Genomic DNA, 25899 nt, shown 5'->3' with positions numbered 1-25899 from the left:
TGTTTATTAGTTGCCGTCTGGATTTATAGACGAGTTGCTGCGCGACTCCTTAGTTTTAATAAGTCGTTGCTCTGTTTGCGCCTCTGCTACTATATCTGGGTAACTGCCAAAGTTTTTAATAATGTTTTCTAAAATATAATTTGCTTGGTAGGCATCTCCTAATGCGTAGTAGTTTTTAGCCATAATTAAAAGCCCTTTACCTGCCCACTCTTTATATCCAGAAAAATCTTTTACCAATGTTTGTACTGCCTCTGAAGAACCTTCATAATCTTGCTCTTTATGCTTAAAATAAGCATTGTAGTACCAAGCCTCTGCTCCTCTTTCTCCTGTTGCTATTTTTTGTACAATAGCATAAGCCTCTTTTGCCTTAGGCTCATTATTAGTTTTAATAGCAGAACGCGCTATCATAATATGAGCATCACTTTTAATACGGTTATCTATACTCTCTGTAGCCAACACTTTTTCTGCATAAGCAATAGTTTTACTGTAGTTCTTTTGGTTGTAATAACCTTTCATTAAGTTAGATTGTGCAAAGGTTACGTTTTGCTTAATATTTGCCGTTTGCTCTAGCTTTTCTAGGTAAGGAAAAGCATCTGTATATTTATTATCTGCTATATAAATTTCGCAAACACGCGCTATAGCCTGCTCTGTAAATTCTGTACCACCTTGGTCTGCCACATACTTATAATGAGGCAAAGCAGTTATTTTTTGCCCTTTAGCAAAATACAATTGTGCAAGCTTAAAGTTGGCATCTAAAATATGTGAGCCGTTAGGGAATTCTTTTATATAATTCTCATACCCCTTAATAGCTGCATCTGTTTTGTTTTCTATAAATTGCTTTTCTGCCGACTCATAAGTGGCGTTATCCAATTCTGAATCTGTAACTTCTACAAAATCTAAATCTCTAACCCAGTTTGCATACTCATCTACCCTACCAAGATCTACATAAACTAATTTTGCTGTTGCCACAGCTTGTATAGCTTCTTGTGTTTTTGCGTGGTCACGTACAACAGTTTTAAACTTAGCCAATGCTTGCTCATTTCTGCTGGCATTGTAGTGTACTAAACCTTGGCGTAATAGTGCCCTTGGCACTAAACTACTCCCCTTATACTCTTCAATAAGTTTGTTATACGCATGTAAACCTAAATCTTCATTACCTAGTTTAATATAGGTGTTTCCTAGCTCATACAAAGCATCGTCTTTTAAGGTAGAATTGCTATATTTTGTAACAAAGGTTTTTAATTCATCAATCTTTGTATCACTCTTACCAACAAAACCATAACTTAATGCTCTTTGGTAGGCAGCATAATCTTTTTGTCCGCCTCTATTTTTTAAAGCAATATTGTACGTCTCTATTGCCGGCCAGTACTTACTAGTTACAAAGTAACAATCTCCTAAACGCAAATAAGCGTCATTTAACTTAGCCTCATCTTCTGGCTTGCTATCTGTATATTTTTTATAGTATGATGTTGCATTTACATAATCATTCAGCTTAAAATAAGTATACGCTAAATTGTAATCTAACTCCTTATTTTCATCTGTAGAAACAGACATTGGGTTTTGCTGAAAAGCAACAAACGACACCAAAGCATCATCAAACTTATTAAGCAAATAAAGCGATTCTGCTTTCCAGAAATTTGCTCTAGCTTTAAATTTAGGCTCCTCTGCATTATCTAAAGACAAGTTAAAAGCCTTTAAAGAACTCTCATAATCTTGCTCTAAAAACAATTCTACTCCCCTGTAAAAAGCAACCTTTTGGTAGGTTTCTTTACTTGCATAGTTTTTGTTTTTCTCTAGTAACTCTAAAGCACCTTTATAGTTTTTAGAGGTAATGTAAGAGTCTACTAAAAGCTCCTGAATTTCTTTAGTATGCTCAGTATTTGGATATGTTTCTAAATATTTAGTTAGTACAGACGGTACAGGCTCGTAGGCATTTCCAATTTCATAACTAAGTCTGGCGTAGTTTAAATAAGCATCTTTCTTAATTTCCTCAGAATAATCCATTTGTGCCGCATTTTTAAATGCATTTAAAGCCTCTTGTTTTTTATCTAGCTTTAAATAACATTCAGCCAAATGGTAATATGCGTTTTGAGACACACTATTATCACCATCTATAATATTATTAAACTGGTCTATACCATTTGCGTAATCTCCTTGCTTATAGTAACTGTATCCAAGTAAATAATAATCTGTATTACTCCATTTACCACGTTTACCTTTATACTCTGTTAAGTATGGTATAGCGTTGTTGTATTGCTTAAGATTAAAATAACTTTCTCCTATTATTTTATTTAATTCTGATACCTCATTCCTATCTGCCTTTGGCAACTGTTCTTTAGCAAGTGCTATGGCTTTTTCAAAATTACCAAGCTTAAAGTTCATATCTGCTTGGTAGTATGATAGTTTTTCTTTTAACTCATCCTGATCTGTAATCTGGTCAAAACGCTCATTAGCCTCTTGGTAATTATCTTGTTCATAAGCAATATACCCTAAGTAGTATTTTGCCTGAGAACCATAGGTTGCAGAGTTGGTAACACGATTTAAATAACGCTCTGCATCTTTATATTTTTTAGATGAAAAAAGAGCATAACCATTATTAAACTCAAATCGTTCTTTGTCTTTCCTAGACATAGAAGATTGGTCTACCTTTGCATACCATTTTAAAGCGTGCGGATATTTGCCTGTTTCAAAATAATAATCTGCCACATCTAAATAAGCTGTATTTCTTTTGGTAGACGTTGGGTAGTCTTCTACAAATTGCTCCATAAGCTTATCTGCCCCTAACTGGTTTAGACGTATTGCAGCGGTAGCAATGTAATAATAGCTATTGGCTTTTGTCTCGTAATCATCGGTGCTTTTTGCTACTTCCTTAAAAACAGCTTGCGATGCTTGATACTGCTTGTCGTTGTACAAAGACAATGCTTTTACGTAATCTTTATTTTTGTTTGTGTAAATTTCTGTTTTTTGCGAATATCCATAGATAGACATCCCCATAAAACATAGGAGTATTGCTATTTTTTTCATTTTCATATAGACTAAGGTCTTATAGTGATATACCTTTGTTAAATTATATAACGTTTAAAATGGCCAAAAGTATATTAAAACTAAGAAAAATATTTTTTACCAAAGCACCTTACTTTTACCCTTAAACTTATTACTTTTATATCAACAATAATACCAGTAAATTTATTTACCTCAAAATTTATGCAAGACACTATTTTAGAACTTAAAGATGTTTCTGTTTACCAAAAAGACAACCTTGTACTTAATAACATCTCCTTGAAAATAAAAAAAGGCGAGTTTGTATATTTAATAGGGAAAACAGGTAGCGGAAAAAGTAGTTTTATGAAAACCCTTTATGGTGACTTGGCATTAAAAGAAGGTACTGGCAATATTGTAGATATAGATTTAAAAACAATGCAAGAAAAAGACATTCCTTTTTTACGCCGTAAACTTGGTATTGTTTTTCAGGATTTTAAATTATTACCAGACCGCACCATAAATAACAATTTACTTTTTGTTTTAAAAGCTACAGGTTGGAAAGACCGTACCAAAATGGATACTAAAATTGAAGAAGTTTTAGACAAGGTTGGGATGAAAACTAAAGGTTTTAAATTTCCTCATGAGCTTTCTGGCGGAGAACAACAACGTATTGCCATAGCACGTGCTTTGCTTAACGACCCAGAACTTATTTTAGCCGATGAACCAACTGGTAACCTAGACCCGCAAACTAGTGTAGAGGTTATGAAAGTACTACAGGATATAAATAAAGCCGGACGTACAATTTTAATGGCAACACACGACTATGCGCTTATATTAAAATACCCCTCTAAAACCTTAAAGTGTGATGATAATAAGGTGTTTGAAGTAGTACAACGCGCCGTTTAAAAAAACTTGCAAAAGGCCTACAACTATGAATGTTGAAGACACCGCCATTAAAACAACCTATTTTAGCATAATAGGCAACCTTTGTCTCGCTATTATTAAAGGACTTGCTGGTTTTTTTGGTAATTCTTATGCACTTATTGCAGATGCTATTGAGTCTACTACAGATGTTTTTTCTTCTTTACTAGTGCTTGTTGGATTTAAATATGCTAAACGCCCTGCAGATGAAAATCACCCATACGGGCACGGAAAAATAGAACCCTTAATTACTTTTTTGGTTGTTGCTTTTTTAGTTACATCTGCCACTATAATAGCATATGAAAGTATACAGAACATACAAACACCACACAAAATACCAAAAGCCTGGACACTTATTGTTTTAGGAGTTATTATTATTTGGAAAGAAGTTCTGTACCGTATAGTTCTAAAAAAGAGTAAGCAAATACATAGTACCTCTTTAAAAGCAGATGCTTGGCACCACAGAAGCGATGCCATAACATCTATAATGGCATTTATTGGTATCTCTATTGCACTAATTTGTGGTAAAGGATATGAAACTGCAGATGATTGGGCTGCCCTACTTGCCTCTGGTTTTATCCTCTATAACAGCTATTTAATTTTAAGACCTGCACTTGGCGAGGTTATGGATGAGCAATTGTATGATGATTTAATTGATGAAATAAGAACTAAATCTACACAGGTTGATGGCGTTTTAGATACCGAAAAATGTTTTATTAGAAAGGCCGGAATGAAATACCATATAGATTTGCACGCCATTGTAGACGGAAAAATTACAGTAAAAGAAGGCCATGATATATCTCACAAATTAAAAGATTATCTTATGGCAGAAATTCCAAATCTAGAATATGTTTTAATACATATAGAGCCAGACAATTATGAATAACAAACAACAAAACTATGAGCACTAATAAGCAATACCATAAAGGCAAACAATTAACTACATTTGGCATTTGCGGTATAATTGGCGGTATTGCATTACTTACTTTACAACAAAAAACTATTGGTATTATATGTATTGCCAATGGCATTTTACTAACTTACACTGGCTATAAAAAAATGAAGACTTCTACAAACTATGAAGAGTAGAGAAAAACATATTTAGTATAAAAAACCCGATAAACTTTAACTAAGTTTATCGGGTTATATTATTTTAAAAAGTAGGCTTATTTAATCTCTAAAACTTCTAAATCAAAAATAAGGTCTTTACCTGCTAGCGGGTGGTTACCGTCTATAACAATAGACTCATCTTTAACTTCTACTACCATTAGGTTCATTTCTCTACCATCTGGAGCTTTAGAAACTAATCCCATACCAACTTTAGGCTCCATATCTTGTGGAAGCTCAGATTTTTTAACTTCTTGTATTAAAGCTTCGTTAACCTCACCATATGCTTCTTCTTTAGCAATAGTAATGGTCTTTTTTTCGTTTAGCTTCATATCTAAAACACCTTTTTCAAAACCAGGTATTAACTGTCCTTGACCTAAAGTAAACTCTAACGGTTCTCTACCTTCAGAAGTATCAAAAACTTGTCCGTCTGCCAACTTCCCTGTGTAATTAACTTTTACCGTGTTGTTTTCCTTAACTATACTCATATTGTATTTTTCAATTTTTAAAATATCCTTTGTATAATTCTTATACAGCCAATATTTTATTTTAAACTTAGACTAACAATTCTGCCAAAATCAAGCCAAAAGACTAAAAACCTGACACAATAGAGCTGTAACCAACATTTAAATATCTAAATTAACCCCAAAAAACGGTCACAACCCTCTGATGGTGGTTATAGTTTTAAAAAAGAAAGTTCCAAAAAAAATAAGATTTATAAATTAAAAATCAGCAACTCTGTCAGGTTTATTTCAGAAAACAGATATAAACTTGTTGCAAGCGGTTACAAAATCAATAAAAATTAGCCAATAAAAACTATTACTTTAGCTCGGTATATTTTTATAATGAGGTATGAAAAATAGTCTAGAAGAATTTACAAACACTTTAAAAGATTTTCAGAGTGTATTACGCACAACTAAATTTGGGAGTAAAAATGACTTTTTAGACCGAAAAAATTCTACACCAATAACACACGTAAAAGAACAAGCACTTTCTGCAGAACTTAGTTACTTATACAGCAATTATAGTACACTCCTAATTTTACCACACATACATATAAATACTTTTTCTAGTTTACATCCAAAGCTTCATATTTTTGGAAAAGGATCTGCAATGACTAAAAAAAACAATCCTTGGAAAAACGGAAAAGTTGTAATAGCGCACTCATTTAATGCGTCTGCAAAAAAAATATGGGCAGATACTACACAAGAACAAACCCCTATTTATGTTAGTGATTTAGAAGGTAATTTTTTACAACTAACATCTAGTATAAATATGTTTTTTAAATTACTAATAGAGTTGTGTAAAAGCTATAATTTTAATAGAGATAAAGAGCCAAAATGTGGTAGCGAAACTAATTTGTGGGATTTGCACAGAGAAAAAATAGTTTCTCCTTACTTTGCTAATAGTATAAAAGACTTAGTACCCCAGGAAGATATATTTATTATTACCGCTGTTTTTACTTTAGATTAAAAATTTACTTTCTCTACTTTTTAAAACATAATATAGTATTTTTACAACCTCTTTTTCTCTCCATAAAAAGACGCAATTTAACATTTGAACAAATCTACATTTATGACATTAGAAGAAAGAATTGAAAAATCTGTAACAACAATTTTTAAAGCCGTTTTTCCTAACACTACCAACCATTATGACACTCTTTTTGGTGGTACTGCTATGCAACTTATGGATGAAACTGCATTTATTTGTGCTACAAGATTTAGCAGACAGCAAATGGTAACTGTTAGTAGTGATAAAATAGATTTTAAAATGCCTATTCCTGCTGGGACTATTGCAGAATTGTGTGGCTACGTTACGCACGTTGGCAATACCAGTTTAAAAGTTAGGGTAGATATTTATATAGAAGAAATGTACTCTGACTACAGAGAAAAAGCAGTATCTGGCGAGTTTACTTTTGTTGCAATTGATGAAAATAAGCAACCGGTTAAAATATTGAAATAACTACCTTATTAGTTTTCTTTTATATTTATATCATTTTTAAAATGACTATAGACGCTATACTCAACAAAGTTTATACACTACCACAAACATCTTTGGCTAAAATTAGAGATAATATGGTGGAAGTAACATACCCAAAGCAACATATAATTATAAAAGACCACACAATAGAACCCAATATTTACTTTATAAAAAGTGGTATTGTAAGAGCTTATGCTAATTTTGATGGTACAGAGGTTACCTTTTGGTTTGGCAAAGAGTCTGAAGCTGTAATATCTATGCGTAGTTATATTGAAAATAAAAAAGGGTATGAGAATATTGAACTGTTAGAAGACTGTACATTATATAAACTTGAATCTAACACATTAAAACAGCTTTTTTTAGAAGATATACACATTGCTAATTGGGGACGTAAATTTGCAGAACAAGAGCTAATAAAAACAGAAGAACGCTTAATATCTAAACAGTTTAAAACTGCAACACAACGCTACCTAGAGTTACTAAATACCAACACAGATTTAATTAAAAGAGTACAACTGGGGCACATAGCATCTTATTTAGGCATTACACAAGTTAGTTTAAGCAGAATTAGAGCTGCAATAAAATAATTGTCTTTTTTATCATTTGTAAAATTTAGTTTAATTAAGTTACTAGACCTTTGCTAAAAATTTTACTATGAATTGGATAATTTTAATAATTGCAGGACTTTTTGAGGTTGCTTTTGCCTTTTGCTTAGGTAAAGCTAAAGAGGCCACAGGAACAGATGTGTACTTATGGTACGGTGGTTTTTTTATTTGTTCTGCAACTAGTTTTATATTATTAATTAAAGCAATGCAAACCATACCTATTGGCACAGGTTATGCCGTATGGACAGGTATAGGTGCTGTAGGCACTGTTTTGGTTGGTATTTTTGTTTTTAAAGATCCTGTTAACTTTTGGAGAGTATTTTTTATAATTACACTTATAGCATCTGTTATTGGATTAAAAGCCGTAGCACACTAACTAAAAAGAAAAAAATGTCTGGAAAAACTAATTTATCAGAATTATTAAAAGGTATGACTCCTAAACTTAACAAAGGAGAATATGTTTTTTGCACTATAAAAGACAGTAGTTTGCTAGATCGTAAAAAAGTAATTTGTGAGTTTACAGAAGCAGAAGGTATTACTATTATTACAACAAAAGGCTATGCGGACAAACAAGAGTTTACTTATAGTTTTATTGCAAGTTGGATTACACTTACCATACACTCATCATTAGAAGCTGTAGGTCTAACAGCTGCTTTTTCTTCAGAATTAACAAAGCATAACATTAGCTGTAATGTAATTGCTGCGTATTATCATGATCATATATTCGTAGATAAAAAAGATGCTGCAAAGGCTATTATGGTTTTAGAAGAATTATCTAAAAAACAAGAGTAAATAAATAACTATACCTACTTAAAAATTTTAGTTTCTCACGGTAAACAGTTAATTTTTAAACATCTAATTGTAGTATTTTTGATATGCATAAAAAATAACTAAACCGCTTACAATGACAACAGATAGTATTAAACAAAAACTAATTGCTCAAGGTATTTATCATTCTGACACTACTATTACAAATAAACCAAGTGTAATTGGTTACGAGAAAAAATTTAAACTAGCTTGGATGGCTACTCAACTAAATACATTTATTGTTGCTACAGATTTTAAGGATGAAAAAATAACAACTGCAGTTATAAACCAACACATTACAGAAGCATTTAATTTTACAAAAACAAATTACACTGGTTGGCCACGTGGTTTACAGTCTGGGATTGGCGTAATTTCTATCTTAATTTCTACCAATGTAGATGAACAGGCTAAGGAATATTGCGTAAAATTAAAATCTGGTAAAAAATGGGCTGGATTTACAATTCCTGTAATTTATAACCCAGATACTAAAGAAGTACATCAATTTTCTAAAAATCCTATGTGGGGAAGAATCTATTATCCGCACTTTAAAAAATTGATTAATAGCTTAAAATAAATTACAAAAACTTAACTTAAAAGCTAAAAAAAGTTAAGCAAACATTAAGTTATTACTGCTTTATAAATAATATGCATATATATTAAAAAAAGGCTGTAATTTATGCGTTAAAAAGTCCAAATGAAGGAATTGGAAGACCATATTTATATGCAAATTCTGCAATTATCTAAAGCTGCAGATTTATTAGTAGAAAAGGAAGAATATACAACGGCATTAAAAAAATATTGGTCTGCTTATGACCTAATTCCCGAACCTAAAACAAAATGGGAAACTAGCACTTGGTTATTAGCTACTATTGGGGATATTAATTTTATAAATAAAGATTACACAGCGGGCGTAGAAAATTTATCTAGCGCTATGCAATGTCCGGATGCTATTGGCAACCCTTTTATACACCTAAGATTAGGACAATGCCAGCTAGAAATTGGCAATAAGCATAGAGCAGAATGTGAGTTAAACAGAGCATATGCCATAAAAGGTAAGACCATTTTTATGCAAGAAGATAAAAAGTATTACGACTTTTTGGATACCAGAGTAGATCTAGCGCCTAAGAAAAAAAAATGGTGGAAACTTACAAAGTAATACATTAACAAATTTTCATCATTTTATACGGCTATAACTCCTATTTTTGTTCATTAGTAAAATTAAACTAAATGAACTTAACAATAGAAAACATTTTATTAGTTGGCTCTATATTACTTTTTATAAGCATTATAGTTGGTAAAACATCTTATAAATTTGGAGTGCCAACTTTATTGTTATTCTTGGTAATTGGTATGCTTGCAGGTTCTGACGGTATAGGAGGCATTAAGTTTGATGACCCTAAGCTTGCACAATTTATAGGCATAGTTTCTTTAAATTTTATTCTTTTTTCTGGAGGATTAGACACCAACTGGAACACTGTAAAACCTATTTTAAAAGAAGGAATTGTACTATCTACTATAGGCGTACTTTTAACTGCTGTTACCATAGGCACATTTGTTTTTTACATTACCAATTTTACAATTTATGAAAGTATGTTACTTGGTTCTATTGTATCATCTACAGATGCTGCAGCCGTATTTTCTATTTTAAGATCTAAAAATTTAGCACTAAAAAATAATTTAAGACCAACTCTAGAGTTAGAAAGTGGTAGTAATGATCCTATGGCATACGTATTAACACTTGCCTTTTTAACATTGGTAATAAATCAAGACCAAAGTATATTTTCTATAATACCAATGTTTATACAACAAATGGCATTTGGAGCAATTGCAGGGTTTGGGTTTGGTAAACTAAGTAAATACATTATAAATAAAATTAAGTTAGATTTTGAAGGCTTATATCCTGTGCTTGTAATTGCATTAATGTTTATTACATTTTCTGCTACAGACTTTGTTGGTGGTAATGGTTTTTTAGCTATTTACATTTGTGCTGTTTACTTAGGTAATCAAGATTTAATTCATAAAAAAACCATTTTAAAAATGTATGATGGTTTAGCCTGGTTAATGCAAATTGTACTGTTTTTAACCTTAGGATTGCTTGTTTTTCCTTCTAAAATTATTCCTGTTTTTGGTATTGGTATACTTATCTCTTTATTTTTAATTTTAGTGGCACGTCCCGTAAGCGTATTTTTAAGCCTGTTATTTTTTAAAATGAAATTTAGACGTCGGTTTTACATCTCATGGGTTGGTTTACGTGGTGCTGTACCTATTGTTTTTGCTACCTATCCATTGCTGGCTGGTATAGACAAAGCAGATATGATGTTTAATATCGTGTTTTTTATATCTGTATCATCTGTACTAATACAAGGAACTACATTATCTGTAATGGCAAAATGGTTAAATGTAGCATTACCAAACGAAGAGAAAAAACTAAGTGCAACAGACCTTCTATTAGAAGACAACCCAAAAGCACTAATAAAAGAAATTCCTGTTACCACTAATTGCTACGCAGTAAACAAAAAAATTGTAGACCTAGGTTTTCCTAAACACGCAATTATAGCAATGATACGCAGAGATAATAAATACGTTACTCCAAACGGGTCTACAGTTATTGAAGATAAAGATATATTAGTAGTACTTGCAGATAAGCAAGAAGCTATAGACAATGTAAAAAACTGCCTAAACAAGTAACTTTAATATAAATTAACATTTTAGTTTTTACTTATTAAAGTACATTTGCGGCGTGAAAAAAACAGTAAATTTTATAAGCGCTTTTTTACTTACGGCACTTTATTGCTTAGCAATAGGTATTGTAACTAATTCTCTTGCTAATTATAGTGTAGAAGATACTTCTACAGCTAAAGAAGTACAGTTTTCATATAAGGCATCTAACAACTTCTTTATACAGTCTTCACAAACAGAAAATGTTGTTAGTATTCCTAGCAATAATAGCAACTACCCTTCTAATTTAAAAGATCTTTTTCAGAGTTTTTTAGCACCTAGTACTTATGCAACTCCGCATAACACATTATCATTAAGCTCTAATTACCATAATACTTACATTAACTTTTTAGTTCAATTTAAAAAGTTAAAACTAATGTTCCCTTTTCATAATTTCTTGTAATTAAGTTGATGGTTTTTACTGTAACAACAGTAAAAACAAATTACCAGAAAGGCTTTGTATACATACATTGCCAAATTTTTACATACATCAACTTTTAAAAAATTACATAATGGATTTAGGAACAGATATAACAGCAATCATAATAATAAGTGTATGTTTATTACCTTTTATTTTTATTGCTAGAAGCAGAAAAAAAAGAGAAAAAAAGATGCTTGCTTCCTTAGAAGAAATAGCAAAAGAAAACAATTGCACGGTTAATGATTATGATATAAATGCCGATTTTATTATTGGAATAGATCATAAACAAAATCAAGTTTTTTATTACAAAAGTGAAGAAGGCGTAATAAACCAAGGAGCTGTTAACTTAACAGGTATTAAAAAGTGTAAAATTGCTACGCATACGCAAACAATTAACGCCAAGAACCGTAAAGAGTATGTAGTTAAAGGTTTAGAATTAAAATTTATACCACGCTATAATCAAGACCCAGAAGTATCTTTTACCGTGTATGATTCCGATTTAAAAATGCAGCTAACTGGAGAGCTGCAATTAGCAAAAAAATGGGAAACTTTAATTAATAAAAAATTACAACATTTTAATTAATCATAAAAAAAAGCCCCTTACAACATACAAGGGGCTTTTTAAAAATATTTATCACTTAGATTTTATTCGTCCTTTAACTCCCATGATCTAACCCAATCGTAATAAGTAGTTCTTTCAGATTCCGACCCTGTCATTCCTCCATCTTCTGGAACCGGATTCCAATCATATGTTTCTACTACAAGTCTTAAGTACATTTGCAAACTAAACTCTGCCTTAGGAGTTATAGTATAAACTTTTTTACCATCCAAATAAAACTCAATTTCTGTAGGACTCTTCCACCAGGCGCCATAAACATGGTAATCTTCCCAAACTTTACCATTTGTAGCTACATTATTTCCTTCAGAACCAATTGGTGTTTCGTTACAACTAGTACCTCTGCTGTGCGTGTTAGAATGTATGGTTTCATCAAAATTTTTAGCAAAATTAGCTGTACCAGTAATTTGCCCAACACATTCTTGTATATCTAACTCCGTTACCCTTTTATCACAACCTTCACCTTCACCAGCAACATTAATTAGCCAAAACGTAGAAGACATAAAAGTTTTATTTGCTTTCATTCTACATTCTACATAAGTACCTACCTGCGCTGCGTTTCTTGAGTAAATATTAGAGCCTGCGTGAGTAAATGTTTCTCCATTAATTACCTCTGGTTCATCTAACTTATATGAAGTAAGCATTAAATTACCATCAGCTTGTGAAACTGTATTGGCTTTAAAAATACCAGGGGCTCTACCTATCCAACGAGTACTGGTATTTTCCCATTTGGTTTCATCAAAGCTATTGTTGGTAAACTCATCAGAAATGTTTTCGATTTTTACCCATTTTTTACCAGATGGAGTTGGACTGTTTCCATCTTCAAAAAGCGGAGATTCTTGAATAACAGTTTCTTCAGTAACAGTTTCTTCCGCTTCTACGTCATCGGTTACACCATTATCATCATCATTAGAGCTACTGCATGATAAAGCACTAAAAACTAGTAAGGCAAACAGATACTTACAATTTATTCTTAACATTATTACATATTTTTCTTCCAAATATAAAGAAACTAAACAGTGTAAAAGTAAAATACAGCAACAATTATTTTTTATGAATTAAGGAAAAAAGCAAAGCGTATATCTTAAACCTGTACAAACAACTTATTACAAATAAGTTACAATATTTAGCTTTTTTACTAGCAAATAAAACTATACCTACAGCGTATAGATATTTAACACATATGCTTTAAAGTTTTTTTGTTACCTTGTTAAAACTAACTATAAAGAAACTAAATGGAAGTCCTTGGTATAGATATTGGCGGTTCTGGAATAAAAGGAGCAATTGTAAATGTAACAACAGGTGAAAAACTTACAGAACGATTTAGAATTCCAACTCCTCCCACCAAAAAGCCAAAAGAAATGGCTAAAGTGATAAAAAAAATTATTAAACATTTTAACTATAACGGTCCTGTTGGCTGTGGATTTCCTACCTTAATAAAAAATGGCATTTGTAAAACACCGGGTAATTTGCACAAAAAATGGGTAGGTGTAGACGTAACTCAGCTTTTTTCTGAAACCACTGGTTTACCATTTACTGTTATAAATGATGCTGATGCTGCTTGCTATGCAGAAATGAACTATGGCGCAGGCAAAGAACTTAAAGGTTTTGTGATTATGATTACTATTGGCACTGGTTTAGGCAGTAGTGCATATTTAGATGGCAAACTAATTCCTAACTTTGAGTTAGGACAAATACCATATAAAAAACATAAAAAAATAGAACTATGGGCAGCAGATTCTGCCAGGCAAAGAGAAGAACTTTCTTTTAAGAAATGGGGAAAACGTGTAAATACTTTTTTAGAATATGTTGAGTTGTTAGTTGCCCCAGATGCCATAGTTATTGGTGGTGGTATATCTAAAGAGTTTGACAAGTTTAGCAAACACATAAAAATTAACACACCCGTAATACCTGCTGTTTTAGAAAACCACGCCGGAATTATAGGTGCAGCTTCTGCTACATTAAACAAATAAAAAGCATAAAAAAGCCTTCGTCTAAAAAAAGACGAAGGCTTTTTTAAATACTAAATTTTAAATTTTAGTACTATTTTAAAATTTTTGCTCCTTCTGGTTTAGAAAAGTAATTTTCTTCTACCTTATCAGAAAAATTAATATCACTAACATCAATTTTTGTTATATATTCTCCCAAACCATTTTCTTTGTCCTCGTTAGACCAGTATGTTTTAAAACCTTTAGCAAAAACAATACCTTTAACGGTTGTAGTATCTTGTGTTACGGTTATTTTTTCTGGTGCATGTCCGCCATTAGGAAAGTACTCTGGGTATGACACTATATATTTAAAAGCATCTAATAAATTAGTTTTTGCATTAATATACATTATATAATAATCATCTGGAGCAGAACCAACACCTTTGTCATACGTAACTTTTACTACATTCTGCATAGCTCCTTTAAATTCTACTTGCGGTAACAATTCTAAGTTAACACCCTCACCATCAAAAACAAATGGTTGCCCAGAAAAGTATATAGGAGTTAGCGCCCAAAATTTAGTATCGTACTCAAAAGAAGTACTGTCTTTTGCTTGTACCCAAGCCTCACTTCCATCCCAACCAAAAATATCATTTTTGTCTGTAATACTATTATGCCTTGCTTTATTGCTCCAAGTATCTATTGTTTGATAAGAATCTCTTATGCCTTTGCCATTTAATGGTTGGTAATTAAATCTAAAAGATAAATAGCCATTTGCATACCATTTTTTTAATCCGCCATGTGCTTCCATAGCACTCCATAATACCTTACCTGCTTCTGTTGCATTTAATCTTTTATTGGCAGCGTTAACTCTTTTTTCTATCCAAGAGTCTGGAATGTGGTATCCTGCTTTTTCAGTTTTTTCTACTGTAGTTTTACTAACGTCTTTTTTACTTGTTTCCTTACAAGCTACAAAGGCTAGTACTGCAAATAAACTTACAATTTTTACTGTTATTTTCATTTTAATTATTAATTATGTGTTATTATATAATAGTCGTTTAAACCTACAAAACATTTCAAAATTAAATAAAAAAAATCCCAAGACGTTCATCTTGGGATTTTTATGTATCTTCTTAATAAATTAAGCTATTTTATTACGCTTACGTTCGTTTTCTGTTAAGTAAATTTTACGTAATCTTAAGTGTGACGGTGTAACTTCTACGTACTCATCTTTCTGTATATATTCTAAAGCTTCTTCTAAAGAGAATTTTATTGCTGGTACAATTTTAGCTTTATCATCTGCACCTGAAGAACGCACGTTAGATAATTTTTTAGTTTTAGTGATGTTAACTGTCATATCATCACCTCTAGAGTTTTCACCAATTACTTGACCTTCATAAATATCTTCACCTGGATCTACAAAAAACTTACCTCTGTCTTGTAATTTATCAATAGAATAAGGAATTGCTTTTCCTGTTTCCATAGAAACTAAAGAACCATTTTGACGTTGAGGAATATCTCCACGCATTGGTTGGTATTCTAAGAAACGGTGTGCCATAATAGCCTCACCAGCAGTTGCAGTTAATAATTGGTTTCTAAGACCTATAATACCACGAGAAGGAATTAAGAACTCGCATACCATACGCTCTCCTTTTGCCTCCATACTAGTCATTTCACCTTTACGCATAGATACCATTTCTACTGCTTTACCAGAAACAGTCTCTGGCAAATCTATAGTTAAGCTTTCTATAGGCTCACATTTAACGCCATTAATCTCTTTAATAATTACTTGTGGTTGTCCAATTTGTAGTTCGTAACCTTCTCTACGCATTGTTTCAATAAGTACAGACAAGTGTAATACACCACGTCCAAATACTAAAAATTTATCAGCACTATCCGTTTCGTTTACACGTAATGCCAAGTTTTTTTCTAGTTCACGCTCTAAACGATCTTTAATATGACGAGAAGTTACAAACTTACCATCTTTACCAAAGAAAGGAGAATCGTTAATTGTAAATAACATACTCATTGTTGGCTCATCAATAGCAATTGTTTGTAATTGCTCTGGATTTTCAATATCAGCAACAGTATCACCAATTTCAAAACCTTCTAAACCTACAATAGCACAAATATCTCCTGTATTTACTTCTTCTACTCTTAATCTACCAAGACCTTCAAAAGTATAAAGTTCTTTAATTTTAGATTTTACAATGCTACCATCTCTTTTTACTAAAGATATTTGCTGACCCTCTTTTAAGCCACCACGTTGTAATCTTCCAATAGCAATTCTTCCTGTAAATGAAGAATAATCTAAAGATGTAATTAACATTTGAGTATTACCTTCTTCTGGTTTAAAAGTAGGTATATGCTCAATAACCATATCTAATAATGGCTCTATATTTTCAGTTTCGTTTTTCCAGTCGTCACTCATCCAGTTATTTTTAGCTGAACCGTATACTGTAGGAAAATCTAACTGCCACTCCTCTGCTCCTAACTCAAACATTAAGTCAAAAACTTTTTCGTGTACTTCTTCTGGCGTACAGTTTTCTTTATCAACCTTATTAACAACAACACAAGGTTTTAAACCAAGGTCTATTGCTTTTTGCAATACAAAACGAGTTTGTGGCATAGGTCCTTCAAAAGCATCTACTAAAAGTAAAACTCCATCTGCCATATTTAATACTCGTTCTACCTCTCCACCAAAATCGGCGTGACCAGGAGTATCTATAATATTAATTTTTGTGTCTTTATAGACTACAGAAACGTTTTTAGATACGATTGTTATTCCGCGTTCGCGTTCTAAATCGTTGTTATCTAATATAAGATCACCTGTATTTTGGTTTTCTCTAAATAACTGACAGTGGTACATAATTTTATCTACCAAGGTTGTTTTCCCGTGATCTACGTGGGCAATAATTGCAATGTTCTTTGTTGTTGACATAACTGATTTTTAAATGCATTTACCTTCCTAAATGCGCGCGCAAAGATACTCTATTTTTTTTACCGAAAAGCAAAAGATTACAATTTCTTATTATACTGATTTTGAGGTTATTTACAAAAAGTAAAATACTGGCAAAAACTAGTATCTTTGCAAATACAAATTAAAACACAAATGAACTTAGATCTTATACCTCAAATAAAACACACAAAAAGCGACAATTTTTTCTTACTATCTGGCCCTTGTGCTATAGAAGGTGAAGATATGGCTTTGCGCATTGCAGAAAAAATAATTACAATTACAGATAAGTTAGAAATTCCTTATGTTTTTAAGGGAAGTTTTAAAAAAGCAAACCGTAGTAGAGTAGATTCTTTTACAGGTATTGGCGATGACAAAGCACTTAAAATTCTTAGAAAAGTTTCTGAAACCTTTAATGTTCCTACTGTTACAGATATTCATGAAGTATCTGATGCTGAAAAAGCTGCAGAATATGTAGATGTCTTACAAATACCTGCTTTTTTAGTTAGACAAACAGATTTAGTTGTAGCTGCTGCAAATACAGGTAAAGTTGTAAACCTAAAAAAGGGACAATTTATGAGTCCGGAAAGTATGCAGCACGCAGTTACTAAGGTTACAGATAGCAACAACCAGCAAGTTATGGTTACAGACCGTGGTACTATGTTTGGCTACCAAGATATGATTGTAGATTTTAGAGGCATACCTACTATGAAACAATATGCACCTGTTGTATTAGATGTAACACACTCTTTACAACAGCCAAACCAATCTTCTGGCGTTACAGGTGGCAGACCAGATATGATAGAAACCATTGCTAGAGCCGGTATTGTGACTGGTGCAGACGGTATTTTTATGGAAACACATTTTGACCCAGCTAATGCTAAAAGTGATGGTGCAAATATGTTACACTTAGACCATTTAGAGCACGTACTAACAAACCTAGTGGCTATTAGAAAAACTGTAAATAGTTTAAAATAGATCATCAATTCATCAATCAAAAAACCAATCAAACTTACCAACCCAATGTTTAAAAACATCTTATTATTTTGTATTGCTTTAATAAGCACTACACAACTTGTTGCACAAGAAAGTTACACATTTGGACAATTATCTGATTTTGATAAAAACTTTACTGTTTATGAAAAAGATAGTACAGCTAATGCTGTTGTACTTTTTGAAAAAGGGAATAATGAATTCTTAGTAATTGACAATAAAATTTTCATCGAAAAAAAATATTATGTAAAGATTAAAATTTTAAAAAAAGAAGGTCTTGGTAATGCTAATATTATTATACCATTTAAATCTATTGAAAAAAATTCTGAAATAGTTTTTGATATAAAAGCAATTACTCACAATAGAGATTCTCAAAATAATCTATCTCAAAGTGATATCTACCGAGTTGGTATCGGACTAAATTTAGGTGCGGTAAAATTTGCTTTCCCTAATGTAAAAGTTGGTAGTATTATAGAGTATGAATATACTTTATTGTCCCCATTTATTTATAATTTTAAAGGATGGGAGTTTCAGAGTAATATTCCAAAAATATATAGTGAATTTAATGCAAAAATACCCGGAAACTATAAATATAACAGAAGTTTAATAGGTTTTTTAAAGTTAGATATTAACGAATCTAAAAAAGAAAAAAATTGTTTTAATGTTGGATTTGCTTATGCTGCAGAATGTGAAGTTTTAAAATATGCTATAAATGATATCCCTGCATTTGATCTTGATGAAAAATTCACTCTATCACCTCTTAATTATCTTTCTAGAATAGATTTTGAATTAGCCTCTACCGTGAGTTTTAACATAGGTAAAGTTCATAATTATACAGCAAGTTGGGAAGATGTAGACAAAGAATTTAAAAAAGATAAAAACATAGGTAGACAATTAACTAAAAAAGGTTTTTTTGAAAAAAATGTACCAGAGTCTCTATTAACAGAAGGCGACTCTTTAACCAGAGCTAAAAACATTTTTAATTTTGTTAAGGATAGATTTACATGGAACGGTAAATATGGTATTTATAGAGACATAAGGGTAAAAAGTGCTTTTGACAACAAAAAAGGTAATATAGGCGAAATAAATATATCTTTAATAAACTTACTTAATAGCGCCGGTTTAAAAACAGATTTAGTGTTATTATCTACCAGAAGTAATGGTTTACCTAAAAAATCGCACCCCGTAATGTCTGATTTTAACTATGTGATTGCTAAAACTATAATTGGCGGAAATACTTATTTACTAGATGCCTCGGACAAGTTAATGCCATTTGGTATGCTACCGTACAGAGCATTAAACTACCAAGGTAGAGTAATGGATTTTAAAAATGATAGTTATTGGGAAACTATTACGCCACAAGAAGATAATCAGCATTATGTTTTAGCTAACTTAGAATTAGATCCAGAAAGTCATAAAATTACAGGTTCCTACAATGAAATGAATAGCGGCTATTTAGCAATTGAAAGAAAAAAAGTTTTAAATAGTACTACAGAAGATGACTACTTAAATAGCAAAGAAAAACTAATAGGCACCAGTGCAGAAATTAATGAGTATAAATTTTTAGAAGAACAAAGTAATGAAAAACGTACTGTTGAAAATTTCACCTATACAAACAACACTGTGCTAGACCAAAATACTTTGTATATTAACCCATTTTTAGTAAAGTCTTTTGGCTCTACTAATCCATTTACCGCAGATGAACGTAAATACCCAGTAGATTTTGGCTTTAAACGTACTTACACTTATGCAGCCAAAATAAAAATTCCTGCAGAATATAAGGTTGTAGAAATACCAAAAAGTATCAATTTATCCTTATCAAATAAAGGTGGCAGATTACAAATGCTTGTTACTTCAAAACCTGGATTAATTACGGTGTCCTTCAAATTAATAATAAATAAAGAACAATATAGTCCTGAAGAATACTTTTCTTTAAAAGAACTTTTTAAACAAGTCACTAACGCTCAAAACAATTCCCTAGTTGTCTTAAAAAAACTATAAATTATTATCTAATTAGTAAAAAAAATCACAAATAATTTAGTTTTAGTTGGTTAATTTCCTACAAAACCAATACTTTTATCTTTCAACTAAAAATTTAGATAAAAGATGAAAACTATAAAATGTTTTTTAACATTTACATTTGTTGTGCTATGTTTTTCTTGTAATAATACAACAAAAGAAGCTGGTACTACTATTGGTTCATTATATATATCAGATGCTACACCAGTACCAGGAGACTCTTTACACATTAGTTACAAAACTAAAGCCAATGAAAAAGACCTTAGTGCTTTTTATTACTATACTGTAGGCTATAAACAATACCCTGTAGATATTAATTTAACTAAAGTAGATAGTTTATACAAAGCATCTATAATGATACCAGATTCTGCCATTGCAGTAGCGTTTAATTTTAAAAATAAAAAAGAGTTTGATACTAATAATGACAAAGGATACTTATTGCCTTTAACAAATGCTAACGGAGATACTTTAGCTGGAGCTATTGCTAGTTTAGCTAATTTTAAGTTAAGAATGGGATCTAATCTTGGATTAGATGTTAATAAAAAGGCTATTTTTAAAGAAATGAGTTCCGATATTTTATCGCATAAAAATATTCAGAAAGAATGGGATGCAGTATTCCCTAGAACCTTTATAGCTGAAAATAAAGTGGAAGCAGAAAAATATATTAAAGAAAGAATAGCTTCTTACACTGAAAATTACAATTTAACAGAGCAAGATTACAGAAACCTTAATGCCCTATACCAAACCTTAGGAGATAAAAACAAAGTAGACTCTCTACAGCTTGTGATGATAGATAAGTTTCCTACAGGTATAAATGCGCAACAAAAAGCTTGGACCAATTTTTATAAAGAACCAGACTATGACAAGCAAAAACAATTATTTGCAGATTTTAAAGAACAGTTTGGAGATAAAAGTAAAATTAAAGACTATATGGTTAGTAGGCTTGCTAATAAAGCCATAGAAAATGGTAATAAAGATGAGTATTTGCAATTAATGGCTCAGGTATCTGATAAAAATATGCTAGCTGGTACTTACAATAGTCTTGCTTGGAACTATGCAGAAAAAGGAGAAAATTTAGATTTTGCTGCAGAAATTTCTAAAAAATCTTTAGATGAAATTAAAAAGGCTTTAAACAATACAGAAGTTAAACCAACCTACAGCACTACGTCTCAGTTTATAAATAATATGACAAGTACATATAATATGTATGCAGATACATATGCCCTAATTAAATTTAAACAAGGTGAGATTAAAGAAGCTATAAAGTATCAAAAAGAAGCAATTGCAGATGGTAAAGATCCGGAGTTAAATGAACGTTACATTATGTTTTTAAACGAGGACAAACAATATAAAACCATTTTAAAAGATGCTTCTAATTTTATTAAAGATGGTAATACTACCGCACAAATAAATAATTACTACAAAAATGCGTATGTTATAGAAAATGGTTCTGAAGATGGTTTTACAGAAAATTTACAAGCTTTAGAAGAAGTTGGGTATCAAAAATTGGTTGTAAAGACCAAAGAAGAAATGATAAATAAAAAACCAAAAAACTTTAAACTTAAAAACCTTAAGGGAGAAACAGTAGAACTTACCGCTTTAAAAGGTAAAACTGTTGTTTTAGATTTTTGGGCTACTTGGTGCGGACCTTGTAAAGCTTCTTTTCCGGGTATGCAAAAGGCCGTAGACAAATATAAAAACAATGAAAATGTAGTATTTTTATTTGTAGACACTATGGAAAGTGGTGACTATGATACCAGGAGTAAATTAGCAGGAGACTTTATAAAAAATAACAACTATACTTTTAATGTTGTAGTAGATAACCCAGTAAAAGAAGGAGGTAGAGAATATAAAGTAGCATCTAATTTTGAAGTTACTGGCATACCAACAAAGGTAATTATTGGCCCAGATGGTAACATAAAATTTGTATCTGTTGGCTACAGTGGTAGTGCAGATAAGCTTGTAAAAGAATTATCATTAAAAATTGACTTGCTAAACTCGTAACCATTTACATTTAGTTATCAATAAAGGCAACTCTAACCAGTTGCCTTTTCTTTTTAGCACCAATTACTATTTACTTGCCATAAAATTTTTCATTACGTACTTGGTAAGCATCTTTAAGCACAGCGGTTAAAACAACATCATTAACTTCTTTTAAAGATGTATAACGCAAAGATTTCATTTTTTTACGGCCATCAGCAACTAAAAAATTAGTGTATTGCGTTAAGTAATGTCCGTTTTTAAAAACTAAATCTACATAATTTTTAGTGCAATTTAAATGACAAAATGGACTATTATCTACATAAAAATATGGTACTCTATATTTAAACTTTAAGTCTGTATTAGGTACGTTACGTACTATAAATGCTTGTAAATGCATTAAAATAGCTCTATAATTTTCTGGTGCATTATAAATATATTCTTCTGCAGGTTTCATACTTTAAATATATAAATTTTACATTGGCCATTGCACAATACAATTATTTTAACTTACTTTGTTTTTCAAAGTACTTTAAATATGGATTCTAAAAAATACTTAGACGATATTTCTGAGATTAAAAATATGATGAGCAAATCGTCTCGTTTTATGTCATTAAGCGGCTTATCAGGAATTTTAGCCGGTGTATATGCTTTAATAGGTGCATATTTGGCTCATAATATTATACAGCCCATTAAAGCAGAACCTAGCCAGTTAAAACGTTTTTTTATGACGTTTGGCGCATTAGACAGCTTATTAATAATAGCAATAAGTGTTATGGTACTAGCCTTAGTAACGGGTACTATACTCACCTATTTTAAAGCTAAAAAAAGTGGTGAAAAAATGTGGGATGTATCTAGTAAACGCTTATTGTTAAATTTTTTATTACCATTAGTTGTAGGTGGGCTTTTCTGTTTGGTATTAATACAATATGAATACATAAAAATTGTTGCACCTGCTACCTTAATTTTTTACGGTCTTGCTTGCGTTAATGCCAGCAAATATACATTAGGAGGCGTACGTTATTTAGGCATTACAATAATTGCTATTGGTTTAATATCTACACAATTTGTTGGTTATGGTTTGTATTTTTGGGCTTTAGGTTTTGGAGTTTGCCACATAATTTATGGATCTTTAATGTACTTTAAACACGACCGTAACTAAGTATGAGTATTATAAACAATATTAATAAAGCATTTGATCATCGTATTAGATTAGGCATTATGTCTATTTTAATGGTGAATGATTATGCAGATTTTAATATGTTAAAAGAATTATTAGGTGCTACAGATGGTAACATTGCCAGCCATACTAAGTCTTTAGAAAAAGCAGAATATATAAAGGTTGAAAAACAATTTATTGGTAAAAAACCAAATACACGCTATTACGCCACTAAATTGGGTAAGTTAGAATTTAAGAAACATATAAATGCACTTGAAAAATTAATAGGAAAACAATAATACTTTTTTTTTACAAATTTACTTTGAAAAACAAAGTACTTTACAAAAATAATATGAGGGCATTACTATTAGAAAAATTATACGATTGGAGCAAAATTCCGTACCAAAGGTTTGTAAAAAACAACAATGCTTGGAACATAAAAATTAGTACTTTATTAAGTTACCCAAAAGGCACTTTAGGTAATGGTCTTGGGCTTTTTATAACCAAACATAATTTTGAACTACAAGACAAATTAGAAAGCCATGATGTATTTCATGTACTTACAGAAACAGGAATTACTGTACCAGAAGAAATTAGTATGCAGTTTTATCTAATGGGTAATGGTAAGCGTAGTTTGTACTTATACGCTGTTGTATTTTTAGGACTACTACTTTACCCAGACTATTATAAAACATTTAAAAACGCATATACTAAAGGTAATAATGCATTACAATTTCATCAATTAGAATTTTTAAAAATGTTGCATATACCAGTTAAAAAAATTAAAACAACCTTTTTAATATCATAAAAATGAAACAGAAATTAATTTTATTTACTAAGTCTAATATTGGTTTATTAGCTGCAATTGGCTTTGCCTTTTTTATTTTAGCGGTACGCATAAAAATTACAGGTTCCTTATTTTTTAGTTTTTTAGTGTGGAACTTATTTTTGGCTGGTTTACCCTATTTATTTTCTCAGGTATTAAAGTACCTAAACAATAGTAACTATAGCAAAATAGGACAATTTGGAGTTTTTGGAATGTGGTTACTGTTTTTACCTAATAGTCCGTATATAATTACAGACCTTATACATTTACAAAACGAAAGCTCTACTATGGTTTGGCTAGATTTGCTACTTGTTTTTGTATATGCAATTATTGGTTTATTACTTGGTTTATTCTCTATGATAGATGTTTACCACGTGTTAAAAAATAAATATGATGCTAAAAATGCTAACTTTTTTATGATATACCTATGCTTACTTTGTGGTTATGGCGTATACTTAGGTAGGTTTTTACGCTTTAACTCTTGGGATTTATTTACAAAACCACATATACTTGCCTACAATATTGCACACAGTTTAACCAATTACAATGTTTGGGCAATGACGTTTGCTTTTGGCAGTTTGTTATATATTTTATTTTGGACACTTCACAAAAAAATAGTGTTTAAATAATAAAATACTATTTGCCATCTACATAGTCTTGTAAATATGAAAACCTATCGGTTAACTTGCCATCTTTTGTCATTCTAGCACGTTCTAACACTCCGTCTTTATCATCATTAAAAAAGGCGGGGATTACGTGTTTTATAAAAGACTGTCCAAAACCTACGCTTGCATCTCTTGGCAACTCACATGGTAAATTATCTACAGCCATTACTGCTATGGCATTAGGATTTTTATAATCTGTTTCTTTACCTGTTTCTGGATCATAACCATACACAGGATCTGCAATTGTAGATGCTTTAATGGTTGTAGCCACAGGACCATTAATATCACAACTAATATCTGCTACTACTTTTATTTTAAAATCTGACTGTTTTGCATCTTCCTTTGTAAATAAGTACGGTGCTCCGTCTCCATAAAAATGACCCGCAATATAAATATCTGACACTTTTGCAAATCTAAAAAAGTTAGATTTATATTCTGATGGATTTGTAAAAAACTCTTGTTTGTTACTGCGCTCGCCATCTTTACGTTTGTTGTAATCTAAAACGTCTATTTGGCAATAAACGGGCATTGTAAATTTTTTATTTAAATAGTCTTTTAAGCCTACTTGCTCTAAGCCCATACCGTCTAACATTTCTTTGGCCCCATTACCAACACGACCTTTACCTGTTAGCACAATTTTAATATTTGGCAATTTTATTTTTTTTAATTGCGCTATTAACGCGTCTTGGTCCTTAAGGGTTTCTGCTTTAGGTAAATTATACGTACCATATTTTAAACCATAAGCTCTAAAACCATTGTATGCACCTACTATACCTGCATACTTGCCAAAGGCTACTAGGCGAGTGTTTTTTTGACTTACAATAACTTCATGGTCGTAAAACTCTATATTTTTTTCTAAAATGGCTTTTAGTAGCGCTCTGTTATAGGGCTGTTTTTTTATGGTATGCGAAAAGAAAAAATATTTTTTATTTGGTATTAAGGCATCTATAGGTACTTCTTTAACACCTATAAGCACATCACAATTTTGCATTTGGTTGGCTACTGTAATATTTTGCTCTGTGTATTCAAAATCATTGTAAACCCTAATGTCTGATGGTTCTACTATTACTTGAGCTTGTTTGAAGGTTTTTATTACTTTATTGCAAGCTTCTGGAGATAATACCACACGACGGTCTGGCGGGTTTTTACGTTCTTTAATGATTCCGAATTTCATAGAAAATTGTTTTATAACTTAAAATTTAAGCATAGTTGTAAA

At 31.2% G+C, this 25899-nt stretch carries 28 protein-coding genes; 21 read left to right on the top strand and 7 right to left on the bottom strand.

Annotation, left to right across the window (positions count from 1 at the left end):
- Positions 1-6: 6 nt before the first annotated feature.
- Positions 7-3030: a tetratricopeptide repeat protein gene (locus BFJ87_RS14520; protein WP_245799647.1), complete on the bottom strand. Its 3024-nt coding sequence runs from the start codon at positions 3028-3030 to the stop codon at positions 7-9.
- A gap of 174 nt (positions 3031-3204) precedes the next feature.
- Here BFJ87_RS14520 and BFJ87_RS14515 point away from each other — a divergent pair, with 174 nt between their 5' ends.
- From BFJ87_RS14515 to BFJ87_RS14505, 3 genes are read left to right on the top strand one after another with little or no spacing between them, the layout of a single operon-like run.
- The gene (locus tag BFJ87_RS14515; protein ID WP_077406178.1) at positions 3205-3888 is read left to right on the top strand and encodes a cell division ATP-binding protein FtsE; all 684 of its coding nucleotides are present in this window, start codon (positions 3205-3207) and stop codon (positions 3886-3888) included.
- Between the two features lie 25 nt (positions 3889-3913).
- On the top strand, positions 3914-4789 hold the full coding sequence (locus BFJ87_RS14510; RefSeq protein ID WP_077406175.1) for a cation diffusion facilitator family transporter: 876 nt from the start codon (positions 3914-3916) through the stop codon (positions 4787-4789).
- Between the two features lie 14 nt (positions 4790-4803).
- Positions 4804-4992, top strand: a complete 189-nt coding sequence (locus BFJ87_RS14505; protein WP_077406172.1) for a hypothetical protein — start codon at positions 4804-4806, stop codon at positions 4990-4992.
- A gap of 77 nt (positions 4993-5069) precedes the next feature.
- Here the strand turns inward: BFJ87_RS14505 and BFJ87_RS14500 are convergent, their stop codons facing one another.
- Positions 5070-5498 (bottom strand): FKBP-type peptidyl-prolyl cis-trans isomerase, encoded by a 429-nt coding sequence (locus BFJ87_RS14500; RefSeq protein ID WP_013621845.1) that lies wholly within the window; start codon positions 5496-5498, stop codon positions 5070-5072.
- 364 nt (positions 5499-5862) lie between these two features.
- Here BFJ87_RS14500 and BFJ87_RS14495 point away from each other — a divergent pair, with 364 nt between their 5' ends.
- The 10 genes from BFJ87_RS14495 (at position 5863) to BFJ87_RS14450 (ending at position 12124) form a co-directional block, all read left to right on the top strand.
- The gene (locus BFJ87_RS14495) at positions 5863-6483 is read left to right on the top strand and encodes a hypothetical protein (RefSeq protein ID WP_077406169.1); all 621 of its coding nucleotides are present in this window, start codon (positions 5863-5865) and stop codon (positions 6481-6483) included.
- A 102-nt stretch (positions 6484-6585) separates the two neighbouring features.
- Positions 6586-6972, top strand: coding sequence for an acyl-CoA thioesterase (locus BFJ87_RS14490; RefSeq protein WP_075695246.1), 387 nt, complete (start codon positions 6586-6588; stop codon positions 6970-6972).
- Positions 6973-7013: 41 nt separating this feature from the next.
- Positions 7014-7577, top strand: coding sequence for a Crp/Fnr family transcriptional regulator (locus tag BFJ87_RS14485; RefSeq protein ID WP_077406166.1), 564 nt, complete (start codon positions 7014-7016; stop codon positions 7575-7577).
- 67 nt (positions 7578-7644) lie between these two features.
- A complete protein-coding gene (locus tag BFJ87_RS14480; RefSeq protein WP_075695244.1) occupies positions 7645-7971 on the top strand; it encodes a DMT family transporter in 327 nt (108 codons plus the stop codon).
- 14 nt (positions 7972-7985) lie between these two features.
- Positions 7986-8387 (top strand): ACT domain-containing protein, encoded by a 402-nt coding sequence (locus BFJ87_RS14475; RefSeq protein WP_077406163.1) that lies wholly within the window; start codon positions 7986-7988, stop codon positions 8385-8387.
- A 112-nt stretch (positions 8388-8499) separates the two neighbouring features.
- Entirely contained in the window at positions 8500-8976 is a 477-nt protein-coding gene (locus tag BFJ87_RS14470; protein ID WP_077406160.1) for a hypothetical protein, read from the top strand.
- Between the two features lie 120 nt (positions 8977-9096).
- Entirely contained in the window at positions 9097-9558 is a 462-nt protein-coding gene (locus BFJ87_RS14465) for a hypothetical protein (protein ID WP_077406157.1), read from the top strand.
- Positions 9559-9629: 71 nt separating this feature from the next.
- The gene (locus BFJ87_RS14460) at positions 9630-11090 is read left to right on the top strand and encodes a potassium/proton antiporter (protein WP_077406154.1); all 1461 of its coding nucleotides are present in this window, start codon (positions 9630-9632) and stop codon (positions 11088-11090) included.
- A 52-nt stretch (positions 11091-11142) separates the two neighbouring features.
- Positions 11143-11523: a hypothetical protein gene (locus BFJ87_RS14455; protein ID WP_077406151.1), complete on the top strand. Its 381-nt coding sequence runs from the start codon at positions 11143-11145 to the stop codon at positions 11521-11523.
- Positions 11524-11632: 109 nt separating this feature from the next.
- Positions 11633-12124, top strand: a complete 492-nt coding sequence (locus tag BFJ87_RS14450; protein ID WP_077406148.1) for a hypothetical protein — start codon at positions 11633-11635, stop codon at positions 12122-12124.
- A gap of 62 nt (positions 12125-12186) precedes the next feature.
- On the opposite strand, the gene BFJ87_RS14445 is transcribed toward BFJ87_RS14450, so the two are convergent.
- On the bottom strand, positions 12187-13137 hold the full coding sequence (locus tag BFJ87_RS14445; RefSeq protein ID WP_077406518.1) for a family 16 glycosylhydrolase: 951 nt from the start codon (positions 13135-13137) through the stop codon (positions 12187-12189).
- Positions 13138-13392: 255 nt separating this feature from the next.
- Here BFJ87_RS14445 and ppgK point away from each other — a divergent pair, with 255 nt between their 5' ends.
- On the top strand, positions 13393-14130 hold the full coding sequence (gene ppgK / locus BFJ87_RS14440; protein WP_077406146.1) for a polyphosphate--glucose phosphotransferase: 738 nt from the start codon (positions 13393-13395) through the stop codon (positions 14128-14130).
- Positions 14131-14200: 70 nt separating this feature from the next.
- Here ppgK and BFJ87_RS14435 read toward each other — a convergent pair whose 3' ends face one another.
- Together BFJ87_RS14435 and typA are read right to left on the bottom strand one after the other, a co-directional pair.
- Positions 14201-15106, bottom strand: a complete 906-nt coding sequence (locus BFJ87_RS14435; protein WP_077406143.1) for a hypothetical protein — start codon at positions 15104-15106, stop codon at positions 14201-14203.
- A gap of 120 nt (positions 15107-15226) precedes the next feature.
- On the bottom strand, positions 15227-17026 hold the full coding sequence (typA, locus tag BFJ87_RS14430) for a translational GTPase TypA (RefSeq protein ID WP_077406141.1): 1800 nt from the start codon (positions 17024-17026) through the stop codon (positions 15227-15229).
- 171 nt (positions 17027-17197) lie between these two features.
- On the opposite strand from typA, the gene kdsA reads away from it, so the two are divergent.
- From kdsA to BFJ87_RS14415, 3 genes are all read left to right on the top strand, one after another.
- Positions 17198-18019: a 3-deoxy-8-phosphooctulonate synthase gene (kdsA, locus tag BFJ87_RS14425; RefSeq protein ID WP_077406138.1), complete on the top strand. Its 822-nt coding sequence runs from the start codon at positions 17198-17200 to the stop codon at positions 18017-18019.
- A gap of 45 nt (positions 18020-18064) precedes the next feature.
- Positions 18065-20035 (top strand): DUF3858 domain-containing protein, encoded by a 1971-nt coding sequence (locus BFJ87_RS14420; RefSeq protein ID WP_077406135.1) that lies wholly within the window; start codon positions 18065-18067, stop codon positions 20033-20035.
- Between the two features lie 105 nt (positions 20036-20140).
- The gene (locus BFJ87_RS14415) at positions 20141-22057 is read left to right on the top strand and encodes a TlpA family protein disulfide reductase (protein WP_077406132.1); all 1917 of its coding nucleotides are present in this window, start codon (positions 20141-20143) and stop codon (positions 22055-22057) included.
- A gap of 70 nt (positions 22058-22127) precedes the next feature.
- Here BFJ87_RS14415 and BFJ87_RS14410 read toward each other — a convergent pair whose 3' ends face one another.
- Positions 22128-22490 (bottom strand): DUF1801 domain-containing protein, encoded by a 363-nt coding sequence (locus tag BFJ87_RS14410; RefSeq protein WP_077406129.1) that lies wholly within the window; start codon positions 22488-22490, stop codon positions 22128-22130.
- A gap of 81 nt (positions 22491-22571) precedes the next feature.
- Between BFJ87_RS14410 and BFJ87_RS14405 the strand changes: the two genes are divergently transcribed.
- Genes BFJ87_RS14405 through BFJ87_RS14390 form a run of 4 tightly spaced genes read left to right on the top strand, consistent with a single transcriptional unit; the run spans position 22572 to position 24647 of the window.
- Positions 22572-23195: a hypothetical protein gene (locus BFJ87_RS14405; protein ID WP_077406515.1), complete on the top strand. Its 624-nt coding sequence runs from the start codon at positions 22572-22574 to the stop codon at positions 23193-23195.
- A 2-nt stretch (positions 23196-23197) separates the two neighbouring features.
- The gene (locus tag BFJ87_RS14400) at positions 23198-23491 is read left to right on the top strand and encodes a winged helix-turn-helix domain-containing protein (protein WP_077406126.1); all 294 of its coding nucleotides are present in this window, start codon (positions 23198-23200) and stop codon (positions 23489-23491) included.
- A 53-nt stretch (positions 23492-23544) separates the two neighbouring features.
- Positions 23545-24000 carry a hypothetical protein gene (locus BFJ87_RS14395; RefSeq protein ID WP_077406123.1) on the top strand — a complete coding sequence of 152 codons (456 nt, stop codon included), beginning with the start codon at positions 23545-23547 and terminating at the stop codon, positions 23998-24000.
- Between the two features lie 2 nt (positions 24001-24002).
- Positions 24003-24647, top strand: coding sequence for a DUF1361 domain-containing protein (locus BFJ87_RS14390; protein WP_077406120.1), 645 nt, complete (start codon positions 24003-24005; stop codon positions 24645-24647).
- A gap of 7 nt (positions 24648-24654) precedes the next feature.
- On the opposite strand, the gene BFJ87_RS14385 is transcribed toward BFJ87_RS14390, so the two are convergent.
- A complete protein-coding gene (locus tag BFJ87_RS14385) occupies positions 24655-25857 on the bottom strand; it encodes an NAD(P)-dependent oxidoreductase (RefSeq protein WP_077406117.1) in 1203 nt (400 codons plus the stop codon).
- Positions 25858-25899: the final 42 nt, after the last annotated feature.

It is taken from the genome of Cellulophaga omnivescoria, from assembly GCF_001999725.1.
GTDB classification, from domain to species: domain Bacteria; phylum Bacteroidota; class Bacteroidia; order Flavobacteriales; family Flavobacteriaceae; genus Cellulophaga; species Cellulophaga omnivescoria.
Note: the sequence above shows the minus strand (reverse complement) of the source record. Positions and strands in the feature narration are given on the sequence as shown.

What these genes read in the sequence shown, in the direction of transcription:
- ppgK (WP_077406146.1), top strand. Translation starts at nt 13,393, where the DNA reads ATGGAAGTCCTTGGTATAGATATTGGCGGTTCTGGAATAAAAGGAGCA.
- BFJ87_RS14405 (WP_077406515.1), top strand. Translation starts at nt 22,572, where the DNA reads ATGGATTCTAAAAAATACTTAGACGATATTTCTGAGATTAAAAATATG.
- BFJ87_RS14505 (WP_077406172.1), top strand. Translation starts at nt 4,804, where the DNA reads ATGAGCACTAATAAGCAATACCATAAAGGCAAACAATTAACTACATTT.
- typA (WP_077406141.1), bottom strand. Translation starts at nt 17,026, where the DNA reads ATGTCAACAACAAAGAACATTGCAATTATTGCCCACGTAGATCACGGG.
- BFJ87_RS14485 (WP_077406166.1), top strand. Translation starts at nt 7,014, where the DNA reads ATGACTATAGACGCTATACTCAACAAAGTTTATACACTACCACAAACA.
- BFJ87_RS14520 (WP_245799647.1), bottom strand. Translation starts at nt 3,030, where the DNA reads ATGAAAATGAAAAAAATAGCAATACTCCTATGTTTTATGGGGATGTCT.
- BFJ87_RS14510 (WP_077406175.1), top strand. Translation starts at nt 3,914, where the DNA reads ATGAATGTTGAAGACACCGCCATTAAAACAACCTATTTTAGCATAATA.
- BFJ87_RS14400 (WP_077406126.1), top strand. Translation starts at nt 23,198, where the DNA reads ATGAGTATTATAAACAATATTAATAAAGCATTTGATCATCGTATTAGA.
- BFJ87_RS14465 (WP_077406157.1), top strand. Translation starts at nt 9,097, where the DNA reads ATGAAGGAATTGGAAGACCATATTTATATGCAAATTCTGCAATTATCT.
- BFJ87_RS14450 (WP_077406148.1), top strand. Translation starts at nt 11,633, where the DNA reads ATGGATTTAGGAACAGATATAACAGCAATCATAATAATAAGTGTATGT.
- BFJ87_RS14385 (WP_077406117.1), bottom strand. Translation starts at nt 25,857, where the DNA reads ATGAAATTCGGAATCATTAAAGAACGTAAAAACCCGCCAGACCGTCGT.
- kdsA (WP_077406138.1), top strand. Translation starts at nt 17,198, where the DNA reads ATGAACTTAGATCTTATACCTCAAATAAAACACACAAAAAGCGACAAT.
- BFJ87_RS14495 (WP_077406169.1), top strand. Translation starts at nt 5,863, where the DNA reads ATGAAAAATAGTCTAGAAGAATTTACAAACACTTTAAAAGATTTTCAG.
- BFJ87_RS14490 (WP_075695246.1), top strand. Translation starts at nt 6,586, where the DNA reads ATGACATTAGAAGAAAGAATTGAAAAATCTGTAACAACAATTTTTAAA.
- BFJ87_RS14480 (WP_075695244.1), top strand. Translation starts at nt 7,645, where the DNA reads ATGAATTGGATAATTTTAATAATTGCAGGACTTTTTGAGGTTGCTTTT.
- BFJ87_RS14460 (WP_077406154.1), top strand. Translation starts at nt 9,630, where the DNA reads ATGAACTTAACAATAGAAAACATTTTATTAGTTGGCTCTATATTACTT.
- BFJ87_RS14410 (WP_077406129.1), bottom strand. Translation starts at nt 22,490, where the DNA reads ATGAAACCTGCAGAAGAATATATTTATAATGCACCAGAAAATTATAGA.
- BFJ87_RS14395 (WP_077406123.1), top strand. Translation starts at nt 23,545, where the DNA reads ATGAGGGCATTACTATTAGAAAAATTATACGATTGGAGCAAAATTCCG.
- BFJ87_RS14435 (WP_077406143.1), bottom strand. Translation starts at nt 15,106, where the DNA reads ATGAAAATAACAGTAAAAATTGTAAGTTTATTTGCAGTACTAGCCTTT.
- BFJ87_RS14475 (WP_077406163.1), top strand. Translation starts at nt 7,986, where the DNA reads ATGTCTGGAAAAACTAATTTATCAGAATTATTAAAAGGTATGACTCCT.
- BFJ87_RS14470 (WP_077406160.1), top strand. Translation starts at nt 8,500, where the DNA reads ATGACAACAGATAGTATTAAACAAAAACTAATTGCTCAAGGTATTTAT.
- BFJ87_RS14415 (WP_077406132.1), top strand. Translation starts at nt 20,141, where the DNA reads ATGAAAACTATAAAATGTTTTTTAACATTTACATTTGTTGTGCTATGT.
- BFJ87_RS14515 (WP_077406178.1), top strand. Translation starts at nt 3,205, where the DNA reads ATGCAAGACACTATTTTAGAACTTAAAGATGTTTCTGTTTACCAAAAA.
- BFJ87_RS14445 (WP_077406518.1), bottom strand. Translation starts at nt 13,137, where the DNA reads ATGTTAAGAATAAATTGTAAGTATCTGTTTGCCTTACTAGTTTTTAGT.
- BFJ87_RS14390 (WP_077406120.1), top strand. Translation starts at nt 24,003, where the DNA reads ATGAAACAGAAATTAATTTTATTTACTAAGTCTAATATTGGTTTATTA.
- BFJ87_RS14500 (WP_013621845.1), bottom strand. Translation starts at nt 5,498, where the DNA reads ATGAGTATAGTTAAGGAAAACAACACGGTAAAAGTTAATTACACAGGG.
- BFJ87_RS14420 (WP_077406135.1), top strand. Translation starts at nt 18,065, where the DNA reads ATGTTTAAAAACATCTTATTATTTTGTATTGCTTTAATAAGCACTACA.